Annotated in this window: 18 protein-coding genes; 10 read left to right on the forward strand and 8 right to left on the reverse strand. The window is 40.7% G+C overall.

Annotated features, from left to right (window positions below; genetic code table 11):
• Nucleotide 1: 1 nt before the first annotated feature.
• Entirely contained in the window at nt 2–1,537 is a 1,536-nt protein-coding gene (locus L2730_RS16090) for a DUF3612 domain-containing protein (protein ID WP_248975519.1), read from the reverse strand.
• Nucleotides 1,538–1,693: 156 nt separating this feature from the next.
• Here L2730_RS16090 and L2730_RS16095 point away from each other — a divergent pair, with 156 nt between their 5' ends.
• Nucleotides 1,694–2,206, forward strand: coding sequence for an aldolase/citrate lyase/malate synthase family protein (locus tag L2730_RS16095; protein WP_248975520.1), 513 nt, complete (start codon nt 1,694–1,696; stop codon nt 2,204–2,206).
• A gap of 83 nt (nt 2,207–2,289) precedes the next feature.
• Here the strand turns inward: L2730_RS16095 and L2730_RS16100 are convergent, their stop codons facing one another.
• The 4 genes from L2730_RS16100 to L2730_RS16115 all read right to left on the reverse strand — a co-directional run bounded on the left by L2730_RS16100 (nt 2,290) and on the right by L2730_RS16115 (nt 11,582).
• Nucleotides 2,290–4,419, reverse strand: coding sequence for a glycoside hydrolase family 97 protein (locus L2730_RS16100; protein ID WP_248975521.1), 2,130 nt, complete (start codon nt 4,417–4,419; stop codon nt 2,290–2,292).
• Between the two features lie 219 nt (nt 4,420–4,638).
• Nucleotides 4,639–6,705, reverse strand: a complete 2,067-nt coding sequence (locus tag L2730_RS16105; protein WP_248975522.1) for an alpha-amylase family protein — start codon at nt 6,703–6,705, stop codon at nt 4,639–4,641.
• Between the two features lie 40 nt (nt 6,706–6,745).
• Complete coding sequence (locus L2730_RS16110; RefSeq protein WP_428848464.1) at nt 6,746–8,677, reverse strand: glycoside hydrolase family 13 protein; 1,932 nt, start codon at nt 8,675–8,677, stop codon at nt 6,746–6,748.
• 82 nt (nt 8,678–8,759) lie between these two features.
• A complete protein-coding gene (locus L2730_RS16115; protein ID WP_248975523.1) occupies nt 8,760–11,582 on the reverse strand; it encodes a TonB-dependent receptor in 2,823 nt (940 codons plus the stop codon).
• A 474-nt stretch (nt 11,583–12,056) separates the two neighbouring features.
• Here L2730_RS16115 and L2730_RS16120 point away from each other — a divergent pair, with 474 nt between their 5' ends.
• The 3 genes from L2730_RS16120 to L2730_RS16130 all read left to right on the forward strand — a co-directional run bounded on the left by L2730_RS16120 (nt 12,057) and on the right by L2730_RS16130 (nt 16,373).
• Entirely contained in the window at nt 12,057–13,685 is a 1,629-nt protein-coding gene (locus L2730_RS16120) for an alpha-amylase family glycosyl hydrolase (RefSeq protein ID WP_248975524.1), read from the forward strand.
• Nucleotides 13,686–13,737: 52 nt separating this feature from the next.
• Nucleotides 13,738–15,003: a sugar MFS transporter gene (locus tag L2730_RS16125; protein ID WP_248975525.1), complete on the forward strand. Its 1,266-nt coding sequence runs from the start codon at nt 13,738–13,740 to the stop codon at nt 15,001–15,003.
• Nucleotides 15,004–15,155: 152 nt separating this feature from the next.
• Complete coding sequence (locus tag L2730_RS16130) at nt 15,156–16,373, forward strand: RsmB/NOP family class I SAM-dependent RNA methyltransferase (protein ID WP_248975526.1); 1,218 nt, start codon at nt 15,156–15,158, stop codon at nt 16,371–16,373.
• 128 nt (nt 16,374–16,501) lie between these two features.
• Here L2730_RS16130 and L2730_RS16135 read toward each other — a convergent pair whose 3' ends face one another.
• The 3 genes from L2730_RS16135 to L2730_RS16145 all read right to left on the reverse strand — a co-directional run bounded on the left by L2730_RS16135 (nt 16,502) and on the right by L2730_RS16145 (nt 20,291).
• On the reverse strand, nt 16,502–16,921 hold the full coding sequence (locus L2730_RS16135) for a secondary thiamine-phosphate synthase enzyme YjbQ (protein ID WP_248975527.1): 420 nt from the start codon (nt 16,919–16,921) through the stop codon (nt 16,502–16,504).
• A gap of 66 nt (nt 16,922–16,987) precedes the next feature.
• Nucleotides 16,988–18,289: an O-antigen ligase family protein gene (locus tag L2730_RS16140; RefSeq protein WP_248975528.1), complete on the reverse strand. Its 1,302-nt coding sequence runs from the start codon at nt 18,287–18,289 to the stop codon at nt 16,988–16,990.
• Nucleotides 18,282–20,291 (reverse strand): sulfatase-like hydrolase/transferase, encoded by a 2,010-nt coding sequence (locus L2730_RS16145; RefSeq protein WP_248975529.1) that lies wholly within the window; start codon nt 20,289–20,291, stop codon nt 18,282–18,284. Before L2730_RS16145 ends, L2730_RS16140 begins: the two co-directional genes overlap by 8 nt.
• 695 nt (nt 20,292–20,986) lie before the next feature.
• On the opposite strand from L2730_RS16145, the gene L2730_RS16150 reads away from it, so the two are divergent.
• From L2730_RS16150 to cpaB, 6 genes are all read left to right on the forward strand, one after another.
• A complete protein-coding gene (locus tag L2730_RS16150) occupies nt 20,987–22,219 on the forward strand; it encodes a L,D-transpeptidase family protein (RefSeq protein WP_248975530.1) in 1,233 nt (410 codons plus the stop codon).
• A gap of 65 nt (nt 22,220–22,284) precedes the next feature.
• Entirely contained in the window at nt 22,285–22,635 is a 351-nt protein-coding gene (locus L2730_RS22095) for a helix-turn-helix domain-containing protein (protein ID WP_428848465.1), read from the forward strand.
• A gap of 548 nt (nt 22,636–23,183) precedes the next feature.
• Nucleotides 23,184–23,375, forward strand: a complete 192-nt coding sequence (locus tag L2730_RS16155; RefSeq protein ID WP_220736441.1) for a Flp family type IVb pilin — start codon at nt 23,184–23,186, stop codon at nt 23,373–23,375.
• 77 nt (nt 23,376–23,452) lie between these two features.
• Nucleotides 23,453–24,016 carry an A24 family peptidase gene (locus L2730_RS16160; protein WP_248975531.1) on the forward strand — a complete coding sequence of 188 codons (564 nt, stop codon included), beginning with the start codon at nt 23,453–23,455 and terminating at the stop codon, nt 24,014–24,016.
• A 9-nt stretch (nt 24,017–24,025) separates the two neighbouring features.
• A complete protein-coding gene (locus L2730_RS16165; RefSeq protein ID WP_248975532.1) occupies nt 24,026–25,348 on the forward strand; it encodes an ATP-binding protein in 1,323 nt (440 codons plus the stop codon).
• Nucleotides 25,349–25,380: 32 nt separating this feature from the next.
• Nucleotides 25,381–26,184, forward strand: a complete 804-nt coding sequence (gene cpaB, locus L2730_RS16170; protein ID WP_248975533.1) for a Flp pilus assembly protein CpaB — start codon at nt 25,381–25,383, stop codon at nt 26,182–26,184.
• Nucleotides 26,185–26,196: the final 12 nt, after the last annotated feature.

The raw sequence follows: 26,196 nt of genomic DNA on the forward strand, positions 1-26,196 counted from the left end.
GCTAATCTGCATCACAAAGCGCTTTACCCGCTTTATAACAACTTGGTTGTCTTGGGCACACAGCGCCTCTTGAACAAATAAGCCGAGCTTCATTGTCTATGCCGCGTTCTATCCAATTAATGTTAAGGATTTTTGCCACGCTTAAAAGGTTTTGTTTAATATGTTTTGGCATTTCAACTGAACCACTATTTTCGGCACAGATCTGTTTTAGTTCGGTGGCAATAGATCCTGAATCCCCCCCTTGAGCATCGATTGCTGGGTTGAGATCGATTCCCGCGCAAAGCACGTGATTATTTCCTGCCATATCTTCTACTTTCACCGATTCACAACAGTAGATCCGTGGTTCTTCAGCAACTTCTAAAATAGATATTTGAGCTGATGTACCAACTTTGGGTTCATTGATCATTCTAAACACAGCCCAATGCTGACAGGGGTCTTCAACCACTCGCATATTGCCCCAGGGAAGAGGAATGCCGTTACCGCGATAAACTGCTTTCAATTTGCCGGGTGCGTAGGCATCAAAGTAATGCCAGTGGGGGTATGGAGAAACGACGGTCATTCGGCGCATTGCAACCGATGCCGACACACCAACCGCTTTGTTGACATTTATTTCATAGCCGTGCCTGTCTAGTAATTGTCTGAACGGCACTTTTGGACAAAGCAGTGCCCCAGCAAAAAAGCTAGACTCGAAATCACGCCATGCGTGCAAAATATCTTGGGCATTCAAAGTCGATGATGCGGGAGTTGTTAACTCATCGTGGGCCGCGGTATGTCTTCTTCCGGCTGTTAACACGCACTTTAAACCGTCTTTATTGTGTAAGACGCAGTGACCAATATGCACCGCAAGGTCATATTTGAGTCTTGTTGGAAACGATTTGAGCATCTTGTTGAGATAGATAGTTGATGGCGGCTCAAAGAACGAAGTCACCACATGGGCGGTACTGACTCCCATCTCATCTTCTACTTCTTGCGGGGTTCTATCGACCCATTTCAGCTTTAATCCAAGTGATTTGGCAATATCTTTCAAGTCATCTAATGCCAAAGGAAGCCGTTTCTGACCAACTTCTTCTGCGGCGCGTTCAAGATCTGGAAAGTGGTTTTGATGGTGTTCTTGGTGTGCGCGGATCAATAAATGGGCAAATTCTCGACCGGTTGTCCCGGTTTGCGACAGCATTTCGGGTATGGCAATCTGTAAAATATCACTCGAAAACAGAAAACTTGGCTCTAAAGCCATGCCACTTATTCCACCGCGGCGACCTTTTTCTGGTGTTATTGCGTTGTCTTCTGGCACGTCATCAAGAAACCAATCAACCTCTTTTTGAAACACTGCAGCAATCACCGTCAGCATACCAGCACTAGGAACTCGTTTACCCCGTTCAATCATCGAAAGGTAAGATACAGAGGGGGCTGACTCAGGATCGACACGCACACAGCGGGCTGAAAGATCTTCCATTGTAAGGTGGTTTCTCTTACGCAAATTTCTAATCTTGGTACCGAGAAAATGTGACTTTCTGATCAGGCTCTGATTACTTTTCATATTGTAAAATTCACATTGTAAAATTTTTATTGTGAAATTGTAGCGATTTTTACACTAGACTACAAATCAAGCAGTCAGGAAATAAACAGTTTTTTGAAAGCTTTCAAAGCAAGTAACGGTGAGTGACCTATTTTAGGAACGAATGAGGACAGGACAATGGATATATCAACAATCAATAACACTGCAAACAACCACGAGAATAATGTATATATTGGTTCGGATTTTGTTGATGTGAATGTTGTCCGTCAGGCAGCAAATGATACCTCAACACCTTGTGCCAAAATATTTTTGGATGACAAGTTTCCGCTATCTAAAGGATCGCACAAGGATGCTTGCAGCTATGTTGTCTACTACCAACAACTGCTAGTGTTTATGAAAGACGGTAGCCAAACGGGCTTACGTTGCCCTAAACAGTTTGTGGCGCTTAACGGTCATAAGAGTGAGCCTACCGCAATATTGCTTAAAGATAATGGCGTGCATGTGGAGCTAACTTTTGATAGACAAAGTGAAAAGGGCGCAGAAGATTGTGCCAACATTGAGGATATTCTAGTTGAAGGTCACCAGTACTGGATAAGCCTGGTCAATGTTGAAAATACTGTGGTTGCCTCATCGGTACTCGATCAAGAGTTTACCGCGAAAGATGGTAGCGACTACCAGCTAAAGCGCTAAAACTTGCTAAGAAAGTAAGTAAAAGAAAAAGCCCTTAATTAAGGGCTTTTTTCAGTTTATGCCATAGAAAAGGCGAGTTTTTTCTAATCAACAGCCTTAAAACGAATTGCGGTTCCGCCGCTTGAAGCAAGCTTTAGTGTGAGTATATCTGCAGCGTTTACTAGTTTGGTCTCGATGACATAGTCATAAGGATTATTTTGCCAGTTAGCGCCTTTACCATCACGGTAGATCTGCGCCTCGTAACGCATTCCTTGGGTTAAAAAATCAAGTTTTACTTCAATTTCTCTGGCGTTGTCGTCGGTAATTGCACCTAGGTACCAATCTTTGCCGTCACTTTTTCCAGCTCGTTCTTGTCGCGCAAATACCACATACTCGCCAACTTCACCTGCCAAGGCGATACTTTGATGCCAATCGGTGGGTACATCTTTGATGAACTGAAACGCATCTTGGCGTTCAAGGTAGTTTCTAGGAAGATCCGCTGCCATCTGAATAGGGCTATAAAGTACGACATACAGAGCGAGTTGCTTGGTTAAAGTGGTTTGTACTCGATTAATCGCATCAAGCCCTTTTGGGGCAAGGTCGAATATACCTGGGGTGAAATCCATTGGCCCAGCTAACATGCGGGTAAAGGCAAGCGTTGTGGTGTGTGCCGGATTGTTCGGCGGTGTGCCCCAGGCGTTAAACTCTTGTCCACGGGCACCTTCACGAGAAATCCAGTTTGGATAGGTACGGCGTAATCCGGTATCTTTTATCGGTTCGTGAGTGTTAATACTGAGCTGACGTTTAGCTGCCTCCTGAACGCTATATAGATATTCGTTTGCCATAAATTGACCATCATGCCATTCATGGCGAGTAATACCGTTTTCATCTATACGCTTAATATCGCCGCCATCAGCGACATAGCCAGTCTTTATCTGGCTGACGCCATGCTGTTGGTAAAGATCGTAGGCGTCTTGCATCTGATTTCGGTAGTTTGTCACTGAGCCAGAGGTTTCGTGATGGCCAATTAGCTTAACCCCTTTTTGGCTGCCGTAATGACTCACCGCATCAAGGTTAAAATCGGAGTAGGCTTGAGTAAAACTGAACACGTCACCATTATGGAACCAGCTGCCATCCCAACCTAGATTCCAGCCTTCTACTAACACACCATCGAAGCCATTATTCGCTGCAAAATCCATATAACGCTTGGTTTCGCTGGTGGTGGCGCCGTGCTTTTCACCTGAGCCCCAAGTATTCTCATTAAGGTGCATCCCCCACCAAATACCGACATATTTCCCTGGCTTTACCCAGCTTACATCGCCAAGTTTATTGGGTTCATTCAAATTCAGAATTAAATGCGAATTTAGTAAACCTGCAGCGTCGTCGCTTATCTGGATGGTACGCCATGGAGAGAAGAAGCCGGCTTGAGTTTTGACTAAACTGCCGTCTGACCAGGGAGTGAGATCAGCTTTTAGTTTACCGCTACGACGCTGATTTAGGGTCATCGAAGCGTAGTCAACAAGTGCCGCTTCGTGAATGCTCATGTGCACACCTGAATTAAGCCTAAAAGTAAAAGGGGTGTGTACATTAGTCACTTTGTCTAAAGCGCTGTTGCTGTATAGGTACTCATAACGATTCCAGCCTCGGGCAGGGATCCACCAGGCTTGCGCTTTTTCGGGCTGTGGAACTGAAAATTCGGTCAACTCATTGGTGATGGTTAATTGGCTTAGCTCTGCTTGTTTTGGCAGCTCATATCGAAAGCCGATACCGTCATCATAGGCTTTAAAATGCAATTTAAGCTTATATTCGCCATTGCTTAGGGTGATGTTAGCTTGGTTGTAATTATCTTCTATCCATTCTTGCTCGCCCCATGGCTGCTGCCAACGATTTTGAGTGTTGCTTAGTTTGCTTTGCTCAATGGTAAAGCCTTTTGAAAATTCCCCTAAAGACTGAAAAACTAGCCCAAGGCGAGAGTCAGAGATGACCTTTTTTCCATGAAACTCAACGTTATATTCTGGCTGGCCATTGTCATCAAAAATAGAGATCACTATTTGTTTGTCGGGAGAGGTTACTGAAACCGTTTTAGCCACTGCGACATTGCTAAACGCCGTACCTAGTATAATTGAAGTGATGGCGGCCAATTTAGATAATGAATGCTTTTTAGCGTTAAAGTCGTGTTTATGTGTTGAGGCGTCATCATCGTGTGAAAGTGGTGCGAGGTGCTGTGAGTTCATGGTGCCATCCTTGTGTCTAATTTATTGTTATATTTTTATTGTAATCGCGGTGTTGTTAGCATACTAAGTTGAACCTTAAACCAGCTGCAATGGCTTGCATACGTATTCAAATGGAGAAGATAGTTGTAGAGCATTTTGGTTAAGTTTAGCTTTCAGATAAATAACAAAGCCCGTCTATACGGGCTTTGTATTACTTTTTATTGGTATGGATATTGGTATTTATTGATGATTAAGCATCAGTACTTTTGACTCATTAGGCTCAAGGGTCAAAGCGACGGCTCCCTTATGATCGTCAACTGTCAGTGTGTACTCTCGGGCGCTTAATGACTTTTGAGGTTCATTTAAAAGGTCCACCAGCGCTATTTGCTTGGCGTTAATCTTCCACTTCGAGATGAGTGAATGCGGTAGTTGTAAGGTAAACATCTTACTGTGTTGCTGGCTAAAGTTACTCACGATAATCAGTTGCTGCTCAGCATTGTATCGACTAAATGCAAATGTTTGCTCATCATAGCCAATCACTTTGTTTGCGCGGTTAAAACTATCGAGTTCGATATACTCACCTGTTAGTGCCGACGCGCTATGGCTTAGGTTGAGCAGCTTTGTGTAATATCGTCTAAGTTCAAGTTCTTTTGCCGTTGATTGCCCGCCATCAAATTTGCCGTTGTTCATGTAGCGCTGATGGGCTGGAACACCGATATAATCGAAAATACTGGTACGGGTAGGACTACCAAAACCTGCTTTCTCTGCTGCTTTTTCACCAACATCTTGTCCGAAATAAATAAGAGTAGGGGCGGAGCTTATGGTAGTTGAAACAACCATAGCGGGCAGTGCGGCAAAAGCATCATCAGCAAAATCGGCACTGGCAATCCTTTGCTCATCATGGTTTTCCAAAAAATGCAGCATGTTTGATGAGATATCACTGACTAAGGCTTGTTTCTCTGCGATAGCGGCTGTGCTTTCTTGCCCTTGAATAATGGCTTTTAGCGTATCGTACATATCCACTTTGTCGTACAAATAGTCCATTTTACCAAGTTGGATATAGTCTCGATAAAGCGCAGGGTTATAGACTTCGGCCAATAAAAACGCTTCAGGATTGGTGTGTTTAATATTTGCGTTTAGATAACTCCAAAATGCCACCGGCACCATCTCTGCCATGTCATAACGAAAACCATCGACACCCTGGGCTAGCCAAAATTGAGTGATTTGTTTGAATTTTACCCATGAGTCGGGAATGCGCTTGTCTTCAAAAGGCAGTGCTTTATCTTCAGTTTCTATTGTTAACCAATGCTGATAGTGGACGTTAGCGTCTTGACTTGCAAGTGAAGAAGGCAGGCTAGGGAAGTCGTAACTGCCGTCTGGTTTTACGCCATAATTGATTTTCACGGTTTCGTACCAGTCATTTGCATCCGGCTGCGCTGCGCGAGAGCCATTGCCGGTCCACTTAGCGGGGAATTCTGCAAATTTACTATCGGAAAGGGGATGAGCCTCTCCTCCTAGCGGTGCATTATCGTGTGCTAACTGAGGGACTTTGAAAGCTCTTGCTGTTATCTCATTGCCAATATCGTCTACCACATAGTAGAAGTTATTATGTCTTTTATAACTTGTACTGGTGTCATCATTAACGCCGAAGCTACTAACGCCATGCTGGGTATAATTAGATTGATAAGCTCTAGCAACATGGTTTGGCACAATGTCGATTACTACCTTCATGCCGTTTTCATGGGTGCGTTTGATTAAGTCTTTAAACTCTTGCCGCCTGTTCTCTACATTATCAGCAAGATCTGGGTTCACATTGTAGTAATCTTTTACAGCATAAGGCGAACCTGCGCGTCCTTTAACGACATCTGGGTCATCGTCGCTAATACCGTAGGCTTTATAGTCAGCAACCAAAGCATGATGGGGAACGCCGGTATACCAAATGTGGGTAGCTCCGAGGGCTTTAATACTTTGCAATGCAGTATTATCAAAATCACTAAACTTGCCAACGCCGTTTTGCTGTTGTGTTCCCCATGGTTGATTGTTGGTGTTTTTGTTGCCAAACAAGCGCGTGAAGACTTGATAAACCACCGGCTTTACTTGTTTATGCGTCGAAACAGTGCTTTTGTTTGCAGGTGCTTTTTCTGCAGTGTTTACGTCGCTATTCTTTGATGATTCTGTGCAACCGGTTGCAAAAAACGCAGGTAAGACAAGACTGACTATTAACGCGCTTTTTGATATCTTTAGTTTGCTCTTTTCAACAGTATTGTTAATTCCACATACATCAACTAACTTTGTTTTAAACGTCATGAAATCTAACCCTATTCATTGATTTAGTTGTTCTTATTGATTAGTTTAGGCTTAGTACTAACACCGAGTTTGCAGGGCTTTTTAAGCTATGTAAGATATTTTGCGATTGACCTGTTATCACATCGGTTGCGGTTGAAAAGTCTTTCAACTGTGTTTTGAATCTTTCACTATCTAGAGTTATCAGCTCATCGTTCTTGTTCATCACGACCATCACCGTTTCTGTCTTATCCGCTCTAAAGTAAACATAAACGCCGTTTTCTGGTACGTAATGAATCAGCTTACCGTTAGCAATGGCTGATGAGCCTTTTCTAAAATTGAGTAATGTACTTACAAAATGTTGGGCGTCCAACTGCTGCGAGGTTAATCCCTGTTGGGTCATCGCATTGCTAGCGTCGGATGACCAACCACCGGGAAAGTCAGCTCTTACTGCACCGTCGTGGCGACCCTCTACCGGGCTTTGCATTAACACTTCAGTGCCGTAAAAAATCTGCGGAATACGATTGGACGTCAATGTGTACGCCATTGCCATCTTGTAACGGGATAAATTGTTATCCAAAAGGCTGAATAAACGGTTGGTGTCGTGGTTGCCTTCAAATAACACTAGATTAGTTGGATCTGCATAGACCACATCATTTGCCATTATCTCATATAATTCAATAAAACCTTTGTCCCAAGATTCTGGATGATTAAAGGCTTTTAGCATGGTCTCGTAGAGTGGGAAGTCCATTAGGCTTGGAAGGTAAGAGACATAGCCATCTTGGTTGACTTTTCCCCTCTGCCAATAGGAGACTGTTATGGGATTGGCAGTCCATTCTTCGCCAATAATATTAAACTTGGGGTACTCTGCCATAATTGCTTTCGACCATTGGGCCAAAAATGCTTTATCGGCATAGGAGTAGGTATCTTCGCGAATGCCGGATAAATTGGCGTACTCAACCCACCAGATACTGTTTTGAATCAGGTAAGTTGCTAGTTTTTCATCCGTTTGGTTTAAATCTGGCATGCTATCAACAAACCAGCCATCGACGAAGTTGCTCAAATCGCTTGGCGCAGAGTAGGGATCTTGTACTGTAGTACGACGATGAGTGGTAAACGGCAACTTACTGGTATTGATGGGCTGATTAGCAGCCAAACCATTGATCCAGGTTTTGCTAGGAATATCTGTCATCCACCAATGGTTAGAGCCGATATGGTTGACGATGATATCTTTGATGATCCCAATGCCCCTATCTTTAGCGGCATCACTAAGTTGACGGTAGTCCGCATTACTGCCGAAACGCGGGTCAATCTTGTAGTGATCTGTTGTTGAGTAGCCATGGTAGGAGTATTGTTGCTGATTATTTTCAAGCAGTGGGTTGACCCAAAGCTGGGTCACACCAAGCTTTTGTAAGTAATCTAGGCTATTAATAATACCTTGTATATCACCGCCATGACGACCATCTTTATCTGCTCTATTGACCTTTTCAAGCATTGAGCTGTGATTATCATTTGATGTATCGCCGTTAACGAAGCGATCTGGAGTAATTAGGTAGATGACATCGCTGTTATCGAAGCCTTGTCGCTGGCTAGAACCAGTACGTCGTTGCTTGATTTGGTAATCAAACTGATGCATTTGAGTCTTATTTTTTGTTAGCGACAGAGTGATGGTCTGCGCTTTAGCATCTTTTAGAGATAACTTTATAAATAAATAGTTTGGATTTTCTGTGGTTGATTGCTCAACAATATTGATATTGGAACGAGTCAGTAAGGATGCTTGCATTGACGCGATATTGTCGCCGTGAAACATCAGCTCAAGCGTTGGATTGACCATATCCGCCCACCAGAACTCCGGTTCTACTCTAAGTCGCTCCGTTTTCAATGTTTGCTCTAAGGTTGATGTTGACAGGCTAGCGGCCTGACAATCTTGCATTAAAGCAGTACAGAAAAGTATCGAAATCGTTGGCGCGCTAAGCCATTTTAGAGATGAGTTCATTATCAGAGCCTTGTTGCCTATAGAGCCTTTTAAATCAAAAAAAGCCTACTTCTTTCAAGAAGTAGGCTTTGGTTAATTAAGATTACATGCTGTAGCTAAATCCTAAGTAATATTGACGACCGAAAGTTTGAATGGTTCCAGTTTGTTGTGGCTGACCAAAGTAAGTTTTGTTTGGTTCATCAGTGAGGTTGTTCACTTGGAATAGTAGCTTTAAGCCGTTTTCCATCGCGTACGATGCTTGGTAATCAAATATTGTTTCTGCATCAAAGAAAGCGAGTTGAGATTCAACTGCAACTTGCTCTGAAACATATTCACTTCTGTAGCGCATGCTCACACGAGTATCAAAACCTTCCAATGTGTAGAACAGTGTAGTGTTAGCAACATGTTCTGATAAACCAGGAAGAGGGATAGCGAGTGATTGGCCACTTAGGTCAGTTTCAAACTCTACTTCACTGTCTGAGTATGAGTAACTCCCTGTGAAACCTAAGCCTGCAAATGCGCCAGGTAAAAAGTCAAAGATTTGCGTATAAGCAAGTTCAACACCGCGGATGTAGCCGCCATTGTCGTTGTTTATTGCAGTTTGATATTGACCTTCATCCTTAACCACCGGGAATTCAACGCCATTATCGACAATAGTATCTGGAACAATAAAACCAGCTTGCTCAAAATCAAATGGCTGAATGGTAAAGTTGTTGATAAACGACTTAATGTCTTTGTAGAACAAGGCTAATGCAATTGCGCCTTCGCTGTCTTCAAAGTAATGTTCGTAAGACAGATCAAATTGGTCTGCATAAAACGGGTCAAGTAGCGGACTCGTATTACCCCATGCGTTGTACTTTTTGTATCCCGGTGTCGCTGAGTCATCGTACCAAGAGCCCATACCCGACTTTAACTTATCGATAGGTGGGCGAGCCATAACTGAAGCTGCGGCAAAACGAATTTGGTCATTATCAGTAAGGTGAAAGTTCAAGTTCATTGAGGGCAGGTAATCGGTATAGGTTTTACCGACTTCGTTGCGAACATAATCGGTGCTAATGACACCTTTTTCATCGGCGATCTCTTCACCTAAACCAAAACCAACTTGTTGTAAGCCTTTGCTCGATTGGTCAGTATTGACGACACGTACACCGATATTACCGGTAACGGGTAAGCTGCCGATCTCCATGTTTAGGTTTACCTGCACATAACCGGCTAGTACGTCTTCATTAACTGAACCACTTTGGATCATTGTCCAATTATTATCCCAATTTGCTGTTGGAGTAAATGGATCTTGCCCGGTAGCTGCAAGTTGTTGGTTAACTAAATCAACCGCTTTATTAAAATCAATTTTAAGAAAACTTGGGTAGTTTGAAAGATCACCACCGAAGTTAACTACGTCGGTCATATCATCGGTTAGGTGAAGAACGGGCTGATTGCCTGGGTTGTCACCAAATTCGAAGCCGTATCCCGCTTGTGAGCGCTGGGCGTTAAATTCTCGCTGTGAATATCGGACGCCAAAATCAACAGAAGAGATAAAGTCGTTATCTAATACATAGTTAAAATCGAGTTTATAAGCGATAAGATCGTTTTGTTGATCGTAAGGCCACATACCCACTTCTCTAAGTCCTAGAGTGGCTGTATCGGTATAACTCTTGTCGAAGCTGACATCTGCTGGATTAAGACCGTTTAATTGGTAATCGATCGACTCTGACGCACGAATTTGATTATCTATATCGTCATAAATGACTGCTCTAGTGCCACCATTAACGAACTCACCATCAGCTTTTGAGTAACTTATATCTGCTGCAACGGTAAGTGCATCGCCATTATTCCAGGTGACGTTAAACGCACCTGAGGTAAGGCTAGAGTATTTTGAATCGTTATCATTGACAACAAACACGGCAAAGTTGTCTGTTCCATCAGTGGATACTGTACCGCCAGTCATTGAACCGTTTTGGACTGTAGCGTTCCTGATCTCGCCATTTTTAAGCGATTTTACGCGAAAACCGCGGGCAAAGTTTTCTGAATCAAATTTGGAGTGGAATACATCGCCTTTGATGCTCCAGTTATCATTGGGTTGCCAATGGATTGCACCCATATAGCCATCGCGGGTATCTTCGCCGCCTTTTTGTTGCATCTCAAAACCTTCGCTGATTGATTCTGCTTCACCGTCACCATTAACGTCGCGTGAATCATCATTAAACCTAAGGCCAATGAATTGGCTAGCTACATAAGGTTGGTAGAGGTGAGCGTAACCAACAGCCACGCCTAAAGTGTCTTCTAAATATTTACCTTGGTATGAAAAGCTTAAGCGGTTACCGAATTCTTCTGCATCGGCTATATCTGCAGCTTGGTCATTGAAACTACCGCGCATGTTAACGACAAAAGAGTGTTCTTTTTCATTTTGTAACGGGTCAGCTGTTTTAAGCTCTACAGTACCGGCAACTCCACCTTCAATAAGTGATGCCTTTTGTGATTTGTAGACTTGGGCTTGAGTGATCAATTCGGAAGGGTATTGGTCAAACTCTACTGCGCGTTTACCGCCGGTAGTTACCTGTTCACGGCCGTTTAACGTTGCGAAAACGAAATCTCCGTCTAAGCCGCGAATGTTCAAACCACTGGCTTGGCCTCCCGTTCTGACTGCAGTGACACCTGGTAGGCGAGTTAGCGCATCTGCGATAGATTGATCAGGCAAAGCACCTAAGTCATCCGCAGAGATGCTTTCGGAGACGGTATCTGCAAAGCGTTTTACATTAAGCGACTTAATGACACTGGTTCGAAATCCCTTAACTTCAATAACTTCTATTTGCTCTTCTTGCGCTTTTTCGTCTTTTTCTGCTTTGGATTCTTCAGCAGCATAACTGCTCATACTCGCGCCAGCAGCGACTAATGCTAAGGTCAGCACGCTAGGTTTAAATTGCAACATCTTCATCCCCTTTAACTAGACTGTCGGCTAGTTACTTTTTTAATTATCACTGACGTTGTAACGAAATTGGGTACAGAAGCGCACGTGTTACAACATATTCGCAGCGTTTATAAGTATATTGTTGCGCAACGGTGAAGATATTACTCCCGAGATTCTGACCATAACAATGTTATGCATACGTATTCAATCATTTCACCTTCTAAAAATGACTCTAGCAGAGTGATTTGTTAATCCATTTGTAGATAGCTAATTGGGATTTTTGTTGTTGTTTATAAAGGATTTTATCAAATTGTAATGTTTCACTGTTGTTAACGGTTTTAATGCATACGTATGCAGAGATATTGAACCTTATTTCGCAAATCACGTATGCTGCCAACATTCTAACAACAAAAGCGATCAATCTTTAGGTTGCAACATTGTTTTAACTAGCGGTCGTACTTGTTAGTTCTAAATATTGAGTGTTAAGGGGCAAGAATGGATCTACTCACATGGTGGCGTGGCGCTGTCATCTATCAAATTTATCCTCGTAGTATGTTGGATACAAATGGTGATGGAATTGGGGATCTACAAGGGATTATTGAAAAGCTGGATTACATTGCCAGCCTAAATGTTGATGCCATCTGGATTTCACCGTTTTTTACTTCGCCAATGAAAGATTTTGGTTATGACATTAGTGATTATCGAGATATTGATCCTATGTTCGGTAACATGGCCGACTTCGATCTGCTCATTGCCAAAGCACACGCTCTCAACCTTAAAGTCGTCATTGACCAGGTGCTTAGCCATACCTCTGATCACCATCAATGGTTTATCGAGAGCAGACAAGATAGATCGAACCCTAAGCATGATTGGTATGTTTGGGCGGAACCACAAGAAGATGGCACAGCGCCTAATAATTGGCTAGCTATTTTCGGTGGCTGTGCATGGGAATGGGAACCAAGACGGCAGCAATATTACTTGCATAACTTTTTAACCAGCCAACCCGATCTTAATTTTCACAATCCGCAAGTGCGCTCAGCCGTATTAGCCAATGTGCAATTTTGGTTAGATAAGGGCGTTGATGGCTTTAGGCTCGATGCGATTACATTCTGCTTTCATGATGATCTTCTACGTGATAACCCGGCAAAACCCAAAGACAAACGTCAGGGGCGCGGTTTTAGTGAAGATAACCCTTATGCTTATCAGTATCACTATTTCAACAATACTCGCCCTGAAACTGTTAGTTTTATAGAAGAGTTGCGGGCTCTGATTAACCATTATCCCGGTGCGGTAACCTTAGGTGAAGTCTCTTCAGAAGACTCCTTAGCCACAATGGCTGAATACACCCAAGGTAATGACCGATTACATATGGCTTATAGTTTTGAGCTGTTAACCAATGACTACAGTGCAAGTTACATTCGGGAGACCGTTGAAGCGCTAGAAGGCCGGATTGGGGATGGCTGGCCATGTTGGGCTATTGGTAACCATGATGTACAGCGGGTGGCATCACGTTGGGGTCAAGGGCGAGCTTCTATCGATATGATAAAGATGCTCAATGCCTTGTTATGTTCGCTTAGAGGCAGCGTTTGTAGTTATCAAGGTGAAGAACTTGGGTTAACTGAAGCCCAAATAGAGTTTGAGCAACTACAAGATCCATTCGGTATTGCATTTTGGCCAATGTTCAAAGGTCGAGATGGCTGTCGCACCCCGATGCCTTGGTCTAATCAAATGCTTAACGCTGGCTTTAGTGATGGCGTGCCTTGGTTACCTGTTGCCAAAGAGCACTATTCATTGGCGGTTGAAAGCCAAGAGCTGAAAAAGGACTCTATTTTAAACTGTTATAGGGCCTTTCTTGCGTGGCGAAAACAGCATCCGGTGCTCATTGATGGCAACATTCGCTTTATTGATACTCCGGAACCAACACTGTGTTTTATTCGTAGCGATAACAGTATCAGCTATTTAGTCTGTTTTAATTTGGGAAAAGAACAGCTGTCAGTGCCGCTACCCAATGTAGAAGTGGAACATGAGTTTAACGACCATGGTTTGGTCAAGGGTAACATCAAGAACGGAGTATTAACTTTGCCACCCTACGGCAGTTTTTACGCCAAACTTAGTCATAAATAGTCGTTAAATGACATCAATTCGAGAAGATTGACCTGATAAGAGAGAAAATAATATGGCTTCATCTTTTAGTTCTAATACAGCGACTGCAGCAGCGGCTGATAACGGCAATTATCGCTTTGCTTTGGTTTCACTTACTTCACTGTTTTTCATGTGGGGTTTTATCACATGCTTAAATGATATCTTGATCCCCCACTTAAAAGCAGTTTTTTCGCTTAGCTACACTGAAGCAATGCTCATCCAGTTTTGCTTTTTTGGTGCCTATTTTTTAGTGTCAGTACCAGCAGGTAAGCTGGTTAAGACCATGGGCTATCAGCGTGGGATTATCACCGGGCTTGTTATTGCAAGTATAGGATGTGCATTGTTTTATCCTGCTGCGGCGCTGGCGATTTACCCGCTATTTCTTGGCGCACTGTTTGTGCTTGCTTCGGGGATCACTATTCTACAGGTTGCGGCTAACCCCTATGTAAATGCATTAGGTAGTGTTGAAACGGCTTCAAGTCGTCTAAATCTAACTCAAGCATTTAATGCATTAGGTACAACCGTTGCACCTTATTTTGGTGCAATCTTAATACTATCTGTTGCGGTAGAGGCTCAATCAGGGCTTTCGCAAATGCAAGCGGAAGCAGAAGTTGTCAAATTGCCGTATCTACTATTGTCAGCAATGTTAGCCAGTTTAGCGATTATATTCTCAAGGCTAAAACTACCAGTCATTACAGCTCATTCCGAGCCGACTGTTGAAGGTGTCGCTGATAAAAACGGTAAAACCAGTGCAAGTCAGTATAAGCACTTGGTGCTTGGTGCTGTTGGGATCTTCGTCTATGTCGGTGCAGAGGTTTCGATAGGTAGCTTTTTAGTTAACTTTTTAGGTGAAGAGCATATTGTCGGTATGAAAGAAGCTGACGCTGCAAAATATATCGCTTACTACTGGGGCGGGGCGATGGTAGGACGTTTTATTGGCTCCGCGGTGATGCAAAAAATTCCTGCAGGAACGGTATTGGCTTTTAATGCATTTATGGCTGCTAGCCTAGTTGTTGTTGCGATGAATACTTCAGGTGAAGTTGCAATGTGGTCAATACTCGCGGTCGGACTGTTTAACTCCATCATGTTTCCAACTATCTTTAGTTTGGCGCTACGTGATTTAGGCCCACATACCTCTCAAGGAAGTGGATTCTTATGCTTAGCGATAGTGGGCGGTGCAATTATTCCGTTACTACAAGGTGTGATGGCCGATAGTATGGGGATCCAACCTGCATTTATCCTACCCGTTATCTGCTATGGGTTTATTCTATATTATGGCGCTAAAGGTTCTAAACTGTAGGATTTTAGATTAGCTATAGCAGCACTTGTAATTACTTATGAAAAGCGACTTGTTTCAAGTCGCTTTTTTATTGCGACTTTTCACGAGTAAGCTTGCGTATTTAGCACTTTACTCCTATGATCGCTGCGTTTTCTTTCTATGGTAACTTTTTAATGTTGAATTCGTCTTTATCCCCTAGCTCTACAGAACTTGTGATTAGTATTCTTGACCTTGTCTTAAAAGAGGGCAAACCACTGGATCGAGCTTATTCGCAGCACTTTTCGGGGCTGCAACTAGAACCTTCTGAGCAGGGGCGGATCACTCTAGTAACGGGTGATATCTTAAGACGTTTAAACCTTTACTGCTTTTTGTCTGACGTAAAGCCAGAGGAGATGGCGAGAATGGGGTCGCGTTTATTAAACGTATGGCATATATTTCACCAATTACCGTTACCAAAAATGAAATATGCTCTACAAGTCGATGAGCAAGAACTGGCGACACGTATTAAAACTGCAAAGCAGCAACCTGTATTGTGGGATGGCTGTCCTGACTGGCTAAACGAGATGGGACAGGCACAAATGGGCGACCGTTGGCCTGCAGAGAGAGCTGCACTTAACAAGCCTGCTAAACGTTTTTTACGTGTTAATACTCTCAAATGTACCCGTGATGAATTAGCGAAAAAATTGCGTAATGAACGGGTGCAAACGATAGAAGTTGAAGGCGTTGACACTGCTTTAGAGGTGGTTTCTGATTCAGCACTGTTTAGAACTGAGTGTTTTAAGAAAGGTTGGTTTGAGCAGCAAGATGCTGGCTCGCAGCTTATAGCCAAAGCGCTTGATGCAAAGCCAGGTATGCGTGTTGTTGATGCTTGTGCCGGAGCGGGCGGTAAAACACTGTCTATCTCTGCCCAAATGGAGGGCAAAGGCCGTTTGCTCGCGATGGACGTAGAACAATGGAAGCTCGATAATCTTAAACAGCGTGCTCGACGAGCTGCCGCTCATAATGTTGAGACACGCATTATTGCTAGCAGCAAAACGATTAAGCGTCTTAAGCTATCAGCCGATCGAGTTTTACTTGATGTACCGTGTTCAGGCCTTGGTGTACTTAAACGTAACCCTGATGCGAAATGGCGTGATACTCCTGAGCGGTTACCCGTTCTCGTTGAACTGCAAAAGCACATTTTGCAAAGTTATAGCAGAATGGTCAAAGTCGGTGGAATTTTAATTTATGCTACTTGCTCAATTATGCCTGAAGAGAATCGCGATCAAGTCGAAGCATTTCTAGCTGAGAATAAGCATTTTCGATTTATAGAAGATGAGAACATCAGTCCAGCTGAAACGGGCTTTGATGGTTTTTACTACGCTAAACTAGAACGTATCGCTGAAGCGTAATAATGCTACTGGCCAATATCTAAAAAAGAGCGCTTGATGCGCTCTTTTTGTTAGCTAAAATTCGATGACTTAGGGTGTTACACCTAAACACTATATCCGATTAAATAGCGGTTCCCATTGGGATAAAGTTATTCACCTTGTAAGGTGACGATGACCTTTCTTGACCCGCCATAATCTCTATGCTCACCTAAATATATTCCTTGCCAAGTACCCAAATTAAATCGGCCATTGGTAATCGGCAGCGTTAAACTGACGCCAAGTAGACTTGATTTGAGATGTGCCGGCATATCATCATCTCCCTCATAGGTATGGGTATAGTAAGCCGCACGTTCAGGCGCTAATCGATTGATAAAGGACTCAAAGTCAACCCGAACACTTGGATCTGCATTTTCATTGAGTGACAGAGATGCCGAGGTGTGTTGCAATAAAATGTGAGCAATACCAACAGTCATATTTGCTAATGAAGGTAAGCCACGCTCAATCTCGTCTGTGACTAAGTGGAAGCCTCTTCTTCGAGCAGATAAATTGATACTTGTTTGTAGCCACATAGTCAGATTCTTTTTAGTAAAACCTTACTATAAACTAACGGGACTAAAGGGATAAAGTAATATTAATTATTTTCTACATTCTTGATGTTGGATAGATATGCTCGCTATGACGGCAAAGGATAGCATAATGAAATACAAGGGTTGGGCATGGTAGTAGGTTCCTGATAGAGTGCCGTGGATAGTCATTGCTACTATGACCACGAAGGCTAGTGATACTGCTTCTTCATGCTCTGATTTCACTTTATTAACCAGTAATAAAATTGCTTTATAAATCGAGGAGATGAGTATTGCAGAGAAGCAGAGTAATCCGATAAAACCAGCTTCTAAGAAAACCTGTAAAAAAAGGTTATGAGGTTGAACTCCTGCCGTTTTTGTAGGCATAAAGCGGTAAGCGTCTGGACCGTGTCCAAGCCAAAAACTTTCTAATCCATATCGAAAACAATGAGTCCACATTTCAAGCCTATTGCTTGATAGTTGGTTAACATCGCTAAATTCTTCTATTGACTCTTTTACTCTGAGTATTCCATTCCAAGGGTATATTGAGACCGATGTGGAAATAAAAATAGCTATTATTATCGATATGACAATATAAATTAAATACTTTTTTAAAAATGAATAATCTTTTAATAAGAAATAGGAGTATATCGCAATAGTAAATGTGTAAGATAATAGCGCCGCTCGCCCGCCAAGCCAGAATAGCAAGGAGAGGTTAAGTGTTAATATAACCATCCACATAGCTAAGCTTAAATTTTTTGTATTGAAATTGCGCAGTATTTTCACTGTGGAAATAACTGAACCCATCGTAGCTATATACCCGAGGTGCCTTATATTTGTCGCAAACGGTATGTTTGTTGCGGTGTAATCTATCTGTGGATTTGAATATATAAAGTAGATAGATAATATGCAACTGATAATAATTGTGACCGTGACTGGCACAACGGAAAAGAAGTTGGTGTTAACTCTGATTGTTTTATAGAAATATTGTATTAAAGTGTATAAGAAACAGAGGTGGGTCGTATAAAATAACATTTTCAAACTCATTGCTAACCTATGGGTTTCAGAGTTAACATCAATGATGTTTGTCATATAGGATAATACATAGGTACAATATAATAAAATTGCTAACGTAGTTATGAAAAGACTATTTTTACCGTTTACTATTGAAATTGATTCTTTACTTTTAAAGTCTGAAAATAAATAAATAATAATGAAAGCGATTTGGTAGCCGGCTGTATATATGCCGGTCTTGAAAGCGGAAAAGTCACCTATCAGCAGTACGGAAACAGAAAATAGCAATAAAGATATGTAGAGTAGTTGGTCACGATAAATGTAAGCCTTAGAGATTGGAGAACTGATTTCATTATCCATTGTTACCGCCTTTCTCGTTTAGGCGTAGACATCGATTCGTTTCATCAAAGCCATAATCGTCTTTGTAAAACTGACAAAGCATGGTCAACAACTTGTTGGCGCGTAAATTGTTCTCATCATCGTTAATGACTTTAAGATCTTTATTTGCAAAATCGACTAATACCAAACTGTCTGATTCAGGTAGAAGTGCTAATTGATGATTGGCCTGATAAACAGATCGTTGTTTTCGAGAGACTAAGCTTAAGTATTCTTGCGGTTTCATAACGGCTTTACCCGATGAGCGAACGGTATAACTGGAGCCTACTTCTGAAACAACTTTCTTTTCATCAATAAAGCTTGCGTTCATTGCTTTCAGGGGCAGTGATGATTCAACAAATAGATGTCGTTCTGCATTAAAATCTGTCGAGTCTGTAGGTAACGGGTAACCATCGAATTGACTGACTAAGTTTAGCTTTAGTTGCTTATTGATAGTAGGTAAAATATCTATAAGCGAAAAAAGCCCTTCGATGATTTTTGGATCACTGGATACCTCACCATTTGCAAATTGCATTCGTGCAAGCAATACATTAGCTTGAGCCTGATCTAATATATTTGTTCCATGCCCCCAGGACTGAGGGGCAGGTGCATTATCATCTACTTCTAAATTAAAACTATCGCTTAATTTGAACCCCTCTCCATGATCGGAGATTAGGTACACTATTGAATTTTCTAAGTAATTCTTCTCCTTTAATTCGGCAAAAAAATGCGCTAATTGTTGGTCTACTTTTTTCAGCATCGCTTTATACATAAAATGACTATAGTTCCCATCCCAACTTGAAGACTCATTATCTATAAAATCATTTGATGTATATGGCCAATGCAGTTGACAGAAATGAACCGCTAAAAAGTTGGGTTTTGTAGTGCTTAATGAACTGATGACCTCATTATTAAATAATTTGGGCTGATAAGTTTTTCCATAAGCTCTATTATTATGTAAATAAGGAAAAATAAACCCAGAATATGGGTGATTTAGTAGAGTATTGATAATCGGCAAGTCAGCGAAACTTGAAATAAAAGCATCTGCCGCACCAATTTTAGGGCCAATTGTGCTGCTAAATCCGTATGTCCTATCTATCTGATTAAATCTTCTCTCATCCATAGCATAAACAGTGTGATAGTCATTATAATTAAGAGATTCAATTATTGGTAAATTTTTATTAATTAGTTCTGGAGGAGCTAAGTTAAATCTTGCTCCGTTTGTTTTAGGGTACTGTCCAGTTAGAATACTCATCCAAGCAACATATGTTCTCCCTTGGGGACTATAGCTATTCCTGTATACATAAGAATTTGATAATAAATTATTTATAAAAGGAGCATCGGTTACAGGTGCTCCAGCATATGAAAGGTGGTCTGGTCTCAGTCCATCAACGCCAACGATTAGTATATTGGGCTTGGATAGTGATGTCTGAGTTCCTTTGTTGACTGCTAATGGGTAAACAAGAAGTAGCGTAGATGCTAAAACTGTTGTGAAAATAAAATTTTTAGCTCTGTAATGTGTTACTCCAATGATAAAAAGTACTAATAAAACAACTCCAAGTATCAATAAAAACATTGGGTTAGAGTAAAAAGAATTTCGGAAGTAAGCGGTTATGGATGTTGGGTAGAGATAAGAATTTAATCCTACGACAAAAGTTAGGTGACTCAGAACCAGTAACAACCATGTGAGTTCATTTTTTAAATCACTGGAATTAGAGTCTTTTACTGAGTTGAAACTAGTTGTTATCAACATTGCCCAAACAACATGTAGGAGCAATAGTATTATGAAAAAGTACATAATATCTTTTATCAGGCCAATGCTATTAAAGTGTTCAAAATCTAGGTGTGTCATCGCATTGGCAATAGAGAATGCCGAATAGGGTAGGATACTGCTTCGATAGTTAACCAGCATTACTGTAAATAACAGCAGTACTCCAAAAGTTCTAAGTAATATTCTTAAAGATGAGTTATTGCTATTACTCTTCATTCATCAGCCTTACTTATCGTTGGCTCTTTTGAGCTTTTTAGGATTTGGTAATTTAAGGTGAAATTGTTTAGATTGTTAGTTCGACTAGCCGGCCAATCACCTAAAATTAGATACCTTTCTGCTAATGTAGAACCCGATGGGTTTTCCGACCTTATGTTTTCAACACTCTGGTAGGTATAGAGCAGAGCCTCAAAGTGTATAGCAGAAGTAGTAATAATGAGGACCAATAGCACCATAATTTTTAACTGACTAATAGATATGATCTTGTACCTATTCTGTGCCATTTATCATAACCCTTTTAAATAAAACATTATTTTTTAGATATTCACATTAAGTATAGATGCTCTTTGGTAAATAGTTGATTAATTGCTGGTTATTTTCATCTAAGGAAGCTAGAAAATTGTGATATCGCAATAAAATCTTAATTACTGCTATAAAAATTGCGTCGAAATTTTGTGTTCTTTGGAGATATAGACTAAAAATATTGTCAGGAAAGTACATATTCTCTCAGTGTAATATGTAATATGTGATATTCCTAATATTCAAGGATGAAGCCGTTGAGAAATAAGTCTACCTATTTCTAAAGTCAGTACCTTGAGGTTAATAATTTGAAGCTCTTTACCTATTTTTTGTGTCTTGTATTCTCTAGCGCAAGCGCTGCGTTAACTGAGTCAATAAGCGACAGGACCTATGAGTTGGCAAAAGATCTTGGAGTGAATCTAGGGGAGGGAGATATTAATGCCAAACAATTTCAGCTGCTTAAGGGTGAAATTATAGAAAGAGTTTTTAGCCAAAGAGAAGGCTACGTTAACCGTAGAGAGCTATATCTTACAGATATGTCTAATTTTGAAAAATTGGTAGCGTTTACTGATTCAGATAAACAGATTCAAAGGTTAAGGTTTAAAATAAGGCAGTATAAGAAACTCTCACAATACAAATGGCCACACTTACAACCCAATGAATTTCAGCTAGGGCAAAAGGCGAAGGATATAGCTAAGCTTAGATGGATGTTGACAGAACTCGATGATTTAGAAGTTAAAAACATCTCTGCTTATAGAGAACAAGTTTATGATCCAAGTATAACAAGGGGGATTAAACATTTTCAAAAGCGTCACGGCTTCATTCCTGATGGAGAACTAACTGTTGAAACGATAAAACTTCTAAATGTGAACCCTAATGAGAGGCTTATAGAGCTACAACGGGCATTGCAGTACAAAATATCAAAGTACGAATATCAACAAGGCACTTACATTGAAGTTAATATCGCTGATTTTAAGCTACGCATAAAAGGTGACGACTTATCAAAACTTGAGCTTCCTATAATTGTTGGCAGAATAAATAATAAGACTCCACTTCTTAATACACATATTAGTAAAATCACTGTTAACCCGACTTGGACGCCTCCTAATTCAATTTTGTATGATGAACTGCTTCTAGCATTAGAAAATGACGCTGACTTTCTTGTAAATGAGAGATTCGTGTTAGTCAACAGGGACTCAAAACAGGAGGTTAAGAGTTTAAAAGGGATGACGGTACAACAAGTAAAACGATCATTAAAACACTATCAACTTGTTCAAACAGCAGGTTACTGGAATGCACTAGGTAAGTATCGATTCACCATTCCAAATTCCCAACTAATATTTTTGCATGATACTCCGAATAAAAAAGCCTTTTTACAGAGAAACCGGGCATTAAGTCATGGTTGTATCCGAATTGCTCAGCCCGAATTATTGGCAAACTACTTAATTAAGCGAGAACAATCCTACAGTCGAAATCGCTTATCTGTAGCAAAGCAAGGAACCAAAACTGTCGATATTAAATTGAAAAGGCCTATTCCAATCGTAATAACTAATCAGAATGTCTGGGTAGATAAGGATAATGTACTGCAGGTGAGAGCCAATGTTTATAATCGAGAGGTTACAGAATAATGGATAATTACTGCCATGACAATCTTGCTTTGAATCAACTGATTAGAAAGGAAAAAAACGCTAGGATGAGACTTAAGTTACTAGCAGTACTGCACTTTCAAGATGGTAAGTCCCGATATCAAATAGCGTCATATCTTAAAGTGAGCAGAACAAGTGTAAATCGATGGATTAGTAACTATCTTTCAAATGGTTTGCATGGCTTAGAGGAAAAAAAGCATACAGGACGCCCATCAGCATTATCTACCGCGCAGAGGTCAAAGTTGACTAATTTTATTGATAGTAGTAACAAAAATCCGCATTCTGTTAAGTTAAAAGGGCCTGAAATACAAAAGTATATAAGTTCCGAATTTGGAATTGAATATGAGATCTCAAGTATTTATAAGATTCTAGAGCGCTTGGGCTATAATAATCACTAAATCATTTACGCTGTTTAATTTTTCAATTCTTATTTATTTTCTTCAAAATTAATCCTTTTTTAATTTATACCTCTATCACCGTGGCCTACTTTTTTTCGCTAACTTATAGAATTTATGGGGAAACTCAAAGTTTAATACTCTTTTGACTTTACTTTTACTGCGTATTGCAGAATAAATTTATGGTCTAATTTAATAAAATTTTCACATATCATTCTCAGACTCGTACTTCCTTTTATGTGCATGTTCTTTAGCCATTTACTAAATTAGGTCAAGGTTCTGATGGTATCATACACATTTTTGTGATTAAGGAAGATTTAGGTTGGTGTTTGGTCTTTTTATCATTAGGGAGCAAGTTTAATTAGGCGTTCGTTGAGGAATATATAAAGCTTACAGGTAGTACACATAATTATTCAACAAAGGCAGTTTCCTACAGCTTTGCTACCTTTATACGTAAGCATTGTTAACGTAATAAACGATGTTGAGTAAATAAGGTATCCAAAACCTTTAGATTAGTGCCATAACCAACTTAATTTTTTCTGGAGTACAACATGAACATAAAATCGTTATTAACAGAGTTTATTGAAGATGAGAGTGGCTTAACGGCAGTTGAGTACGCTATTGCTGGAGGTTTGGTTGTTGGCGGGATGATTGGAGCCTTCAATCTCCTAGGTGACAATGCAACAAGTAAGATCAACTGTCTTGCATCTGCGGTGAACGGTAAAAGTTCTGATTGTGGTTAATAAAGCATTTAGAAGTATGAAAAACGCCCACTGTAAAGTGGGCTTTAATCGGTACAACTAGCAATTTAAGGACAGTAATGAGTGACCTGCAAATTACTATTCAAGTGATCATGGCTGGCGTGTTTTTCTCTTTTGCAATAGTCTTTGATTTGTCTAAAGAACGAATACCAAATTGGCTTTGTCTCATAGCCATTTTCTCAGGATTTGCAATCAATAGTTACTTTGCTCAGTTGAGCGGCTTACTTATTGCGTTTATTGGTTTTACTGCTGCTTTTGTGCTGTTATTTCCAACCTTTGTTTTGAAAATACTGGGTGCTGGCGATATCAAGCTTATGATGGGTATAGGGGCCATTATGGGGCCTACACTACTTCTTTGGAGTATTTTATATGCTGTTGTTGCCGGTGCTATTACAAGCATTATGTTAATTGCTTGGAAAACGGGTATTACCGGTATAAAAATTACTGCTAAACGATATTGGGATTGTTTCTATTTAAGAACTTACTTTAAACCAGAGCAAGGTGAAGCCGCAGGACAAAAGGTTCCTTACGCACCCGCACTTGCACTTGGTTGGTTATGGGCGTGTAGTATCAACCCACAAATAAATCATTTATATACTACGATTAGCCAAAGTTATTTTTAGAGGTGATTTATGCAACAAGATTCCCACTTAAAACAACTTTCTCCTGAATTTAAGGTCAGTTCAATATCTGCTGGACCAGGGGGCCTAGCACCAAGACCCACGAGCATTGAACATACTGGATTGTCTGAGTCTCTTTTACTCGACCTGTTATTAAAGCACTTATTAAATGGTGGCGTGCTAACTAAAGAGCAAATGGTCAAGTTGATGGGCGTGACTGGCGGCATTATTCAATACTTATTGGACGCTGCAAAAACCCTTGCCTGGGTAGAAAATAGACAGACAACCGCTGATGGACAAATGCGTTACGCACTAAGTATGGGCGGAGAACTACATGCTAAACAAGCTTTGTCCCGCAATGGCTACCTTGGATTAGCGCCAGTGCCTCTAGCTCAATATAATACTGTGTGCAGGAAACAGTCTAGTCGCGCAAATCCCATAACATTTGAGATGCTTGAGAAAGGATTGTCAGCACTAGTGCTGCCAAAGGATTTATTATTCAAAATAGGTCCTGCTATGAATTCAAGCCGTCCTGTACTCATTTATGGCCCACCAGGTACTGGTAAAAGTTATTTGTGCCGTCACCTTAATCTCACCATTGGCGATGATGTTTTAATCCCTTACGCTTTGGCAATCGGTAACGAAGTTATTCAAGTTTATGATCCCGAGTTGCATCATAGAGTTGTTGGGGATACTGCACCTGCAAGTTTAGATCTCGCAAAAGGGCATGATCCACGTTGGTTAAGATGTAAACGGCCGTTACGGATCACTGGTGGTGAACTTACTGCTGAAATGTTGGAAGTGCAGTTTGATAGTCATAGTCGGACCTATATGGCTCCACTGCAGTTAAAAGCAAACAACGGGATATTGCTTTTAGATGATTTAGGTAGACAAAAAATCAGTGCTAAGCAGTTGTTTAACCGGTGGATCATTCCCATGGAAGAGCGAAGGGATTTTCTTAGTTTACAGTCCGGTGAACATTTTGAGATCCCTTTTGAACTAATTCTACTTTTTTCTACTAACCTTGATCCTAAGGAGTTGGTAGATGAAGCATTTTTAAGACGCTTAGGATACAAGATTCATTTTGATGCACTAGATGAGCAATTATATCGAAAAATATGGTTTCAGGTGTGTGCCGATTTAAACCTAAATTGTACAGAAGAAGTTTTTCAATACTTGTTGATTGAATTTCATCAGAGATATAACAAGCCACTAATACCTTGTTACCCAAGAGACTTGTTAGGGATTATGTCAGATCAAATAAGTTTTATGGAGTTTGAATCTGTAGTCACTCCTTCTTTGATTGATTCTGCATGGTCAATCTATTTTGTTTAAAGACAATAATCTACATGTTGTAGGAGCTCTAAATGAATAATAAAACCCTTTTATTTGTTGTTTTATCATTAGTATTTGGCGTTACTGCGGTTTACCTTGCCCAGAACTGGCTAAAATCTAACACGAAAGAGGAAGTTGTAACCTCTAGTGGAACGGTAATCACTATGGCGACCGAAGTTCCTTTAGGAGCAATATTACAACGTAAACACCTTTCACTGACATCAGTTCCTGAGGCACTGATCCCCAAAGGAGCTGTAGTGGATTTAGCAGAGGCTGAAGGAAAGGTAGTTAAACAGAAACTCTATCCAGGTGAAGTGCTGCGATCTGAACGCTTAACTGCGAAGGGAGAGGGTAGTACGTTAGCAAGCTTGATTACTCCCACAATGCGAGCAGTTACCATTCGAGTTAACGACGTAGTCGGTGTCGCAGGATTTCTGTTACCAGGTAACCGAGTCGATATCATTAATATTTTTAAGAGCAGTGGCATTAAGACCGACATAGTGCTTTCTAATGTAAAGATATTGGCGATAGATCAGCGTGCTTCCAATGATGAGAACAAGCCTGTTTTAGTTAGGGCTGTCACTTTAGAACTTAGTCTCGATCAGGCTGAAATATTAATGATTGCTAAAAGTAGAGGTTCTTTACAACTTGCGCTACGTAATCCAAATGATAAAGCCGTCATTGAACTTGCTGAAGTTGAAGAAGCTGATATTAGAAAAGAAAAAGAAGTAAAACCACTGTTAGTGCAATCGGTCATGAGATCTGAGCCTAAAAATACAGATAAAATTCTTTTACTTAAAGGTATGAAAGAGCAAGAGATTAAAGTAAATAATTAGATAGTACTTAAC

This window comes from Shewanella kaireitica, from assembly GCF_023284045.1.
In the GTDB taxonomy this organism is placed as follows: Bacteria; Pseudomonadota; Gammaproteobacteria; order Enterobacterales; family Shewanellaceae; genus Shewanella; species Shewanella kaireitica.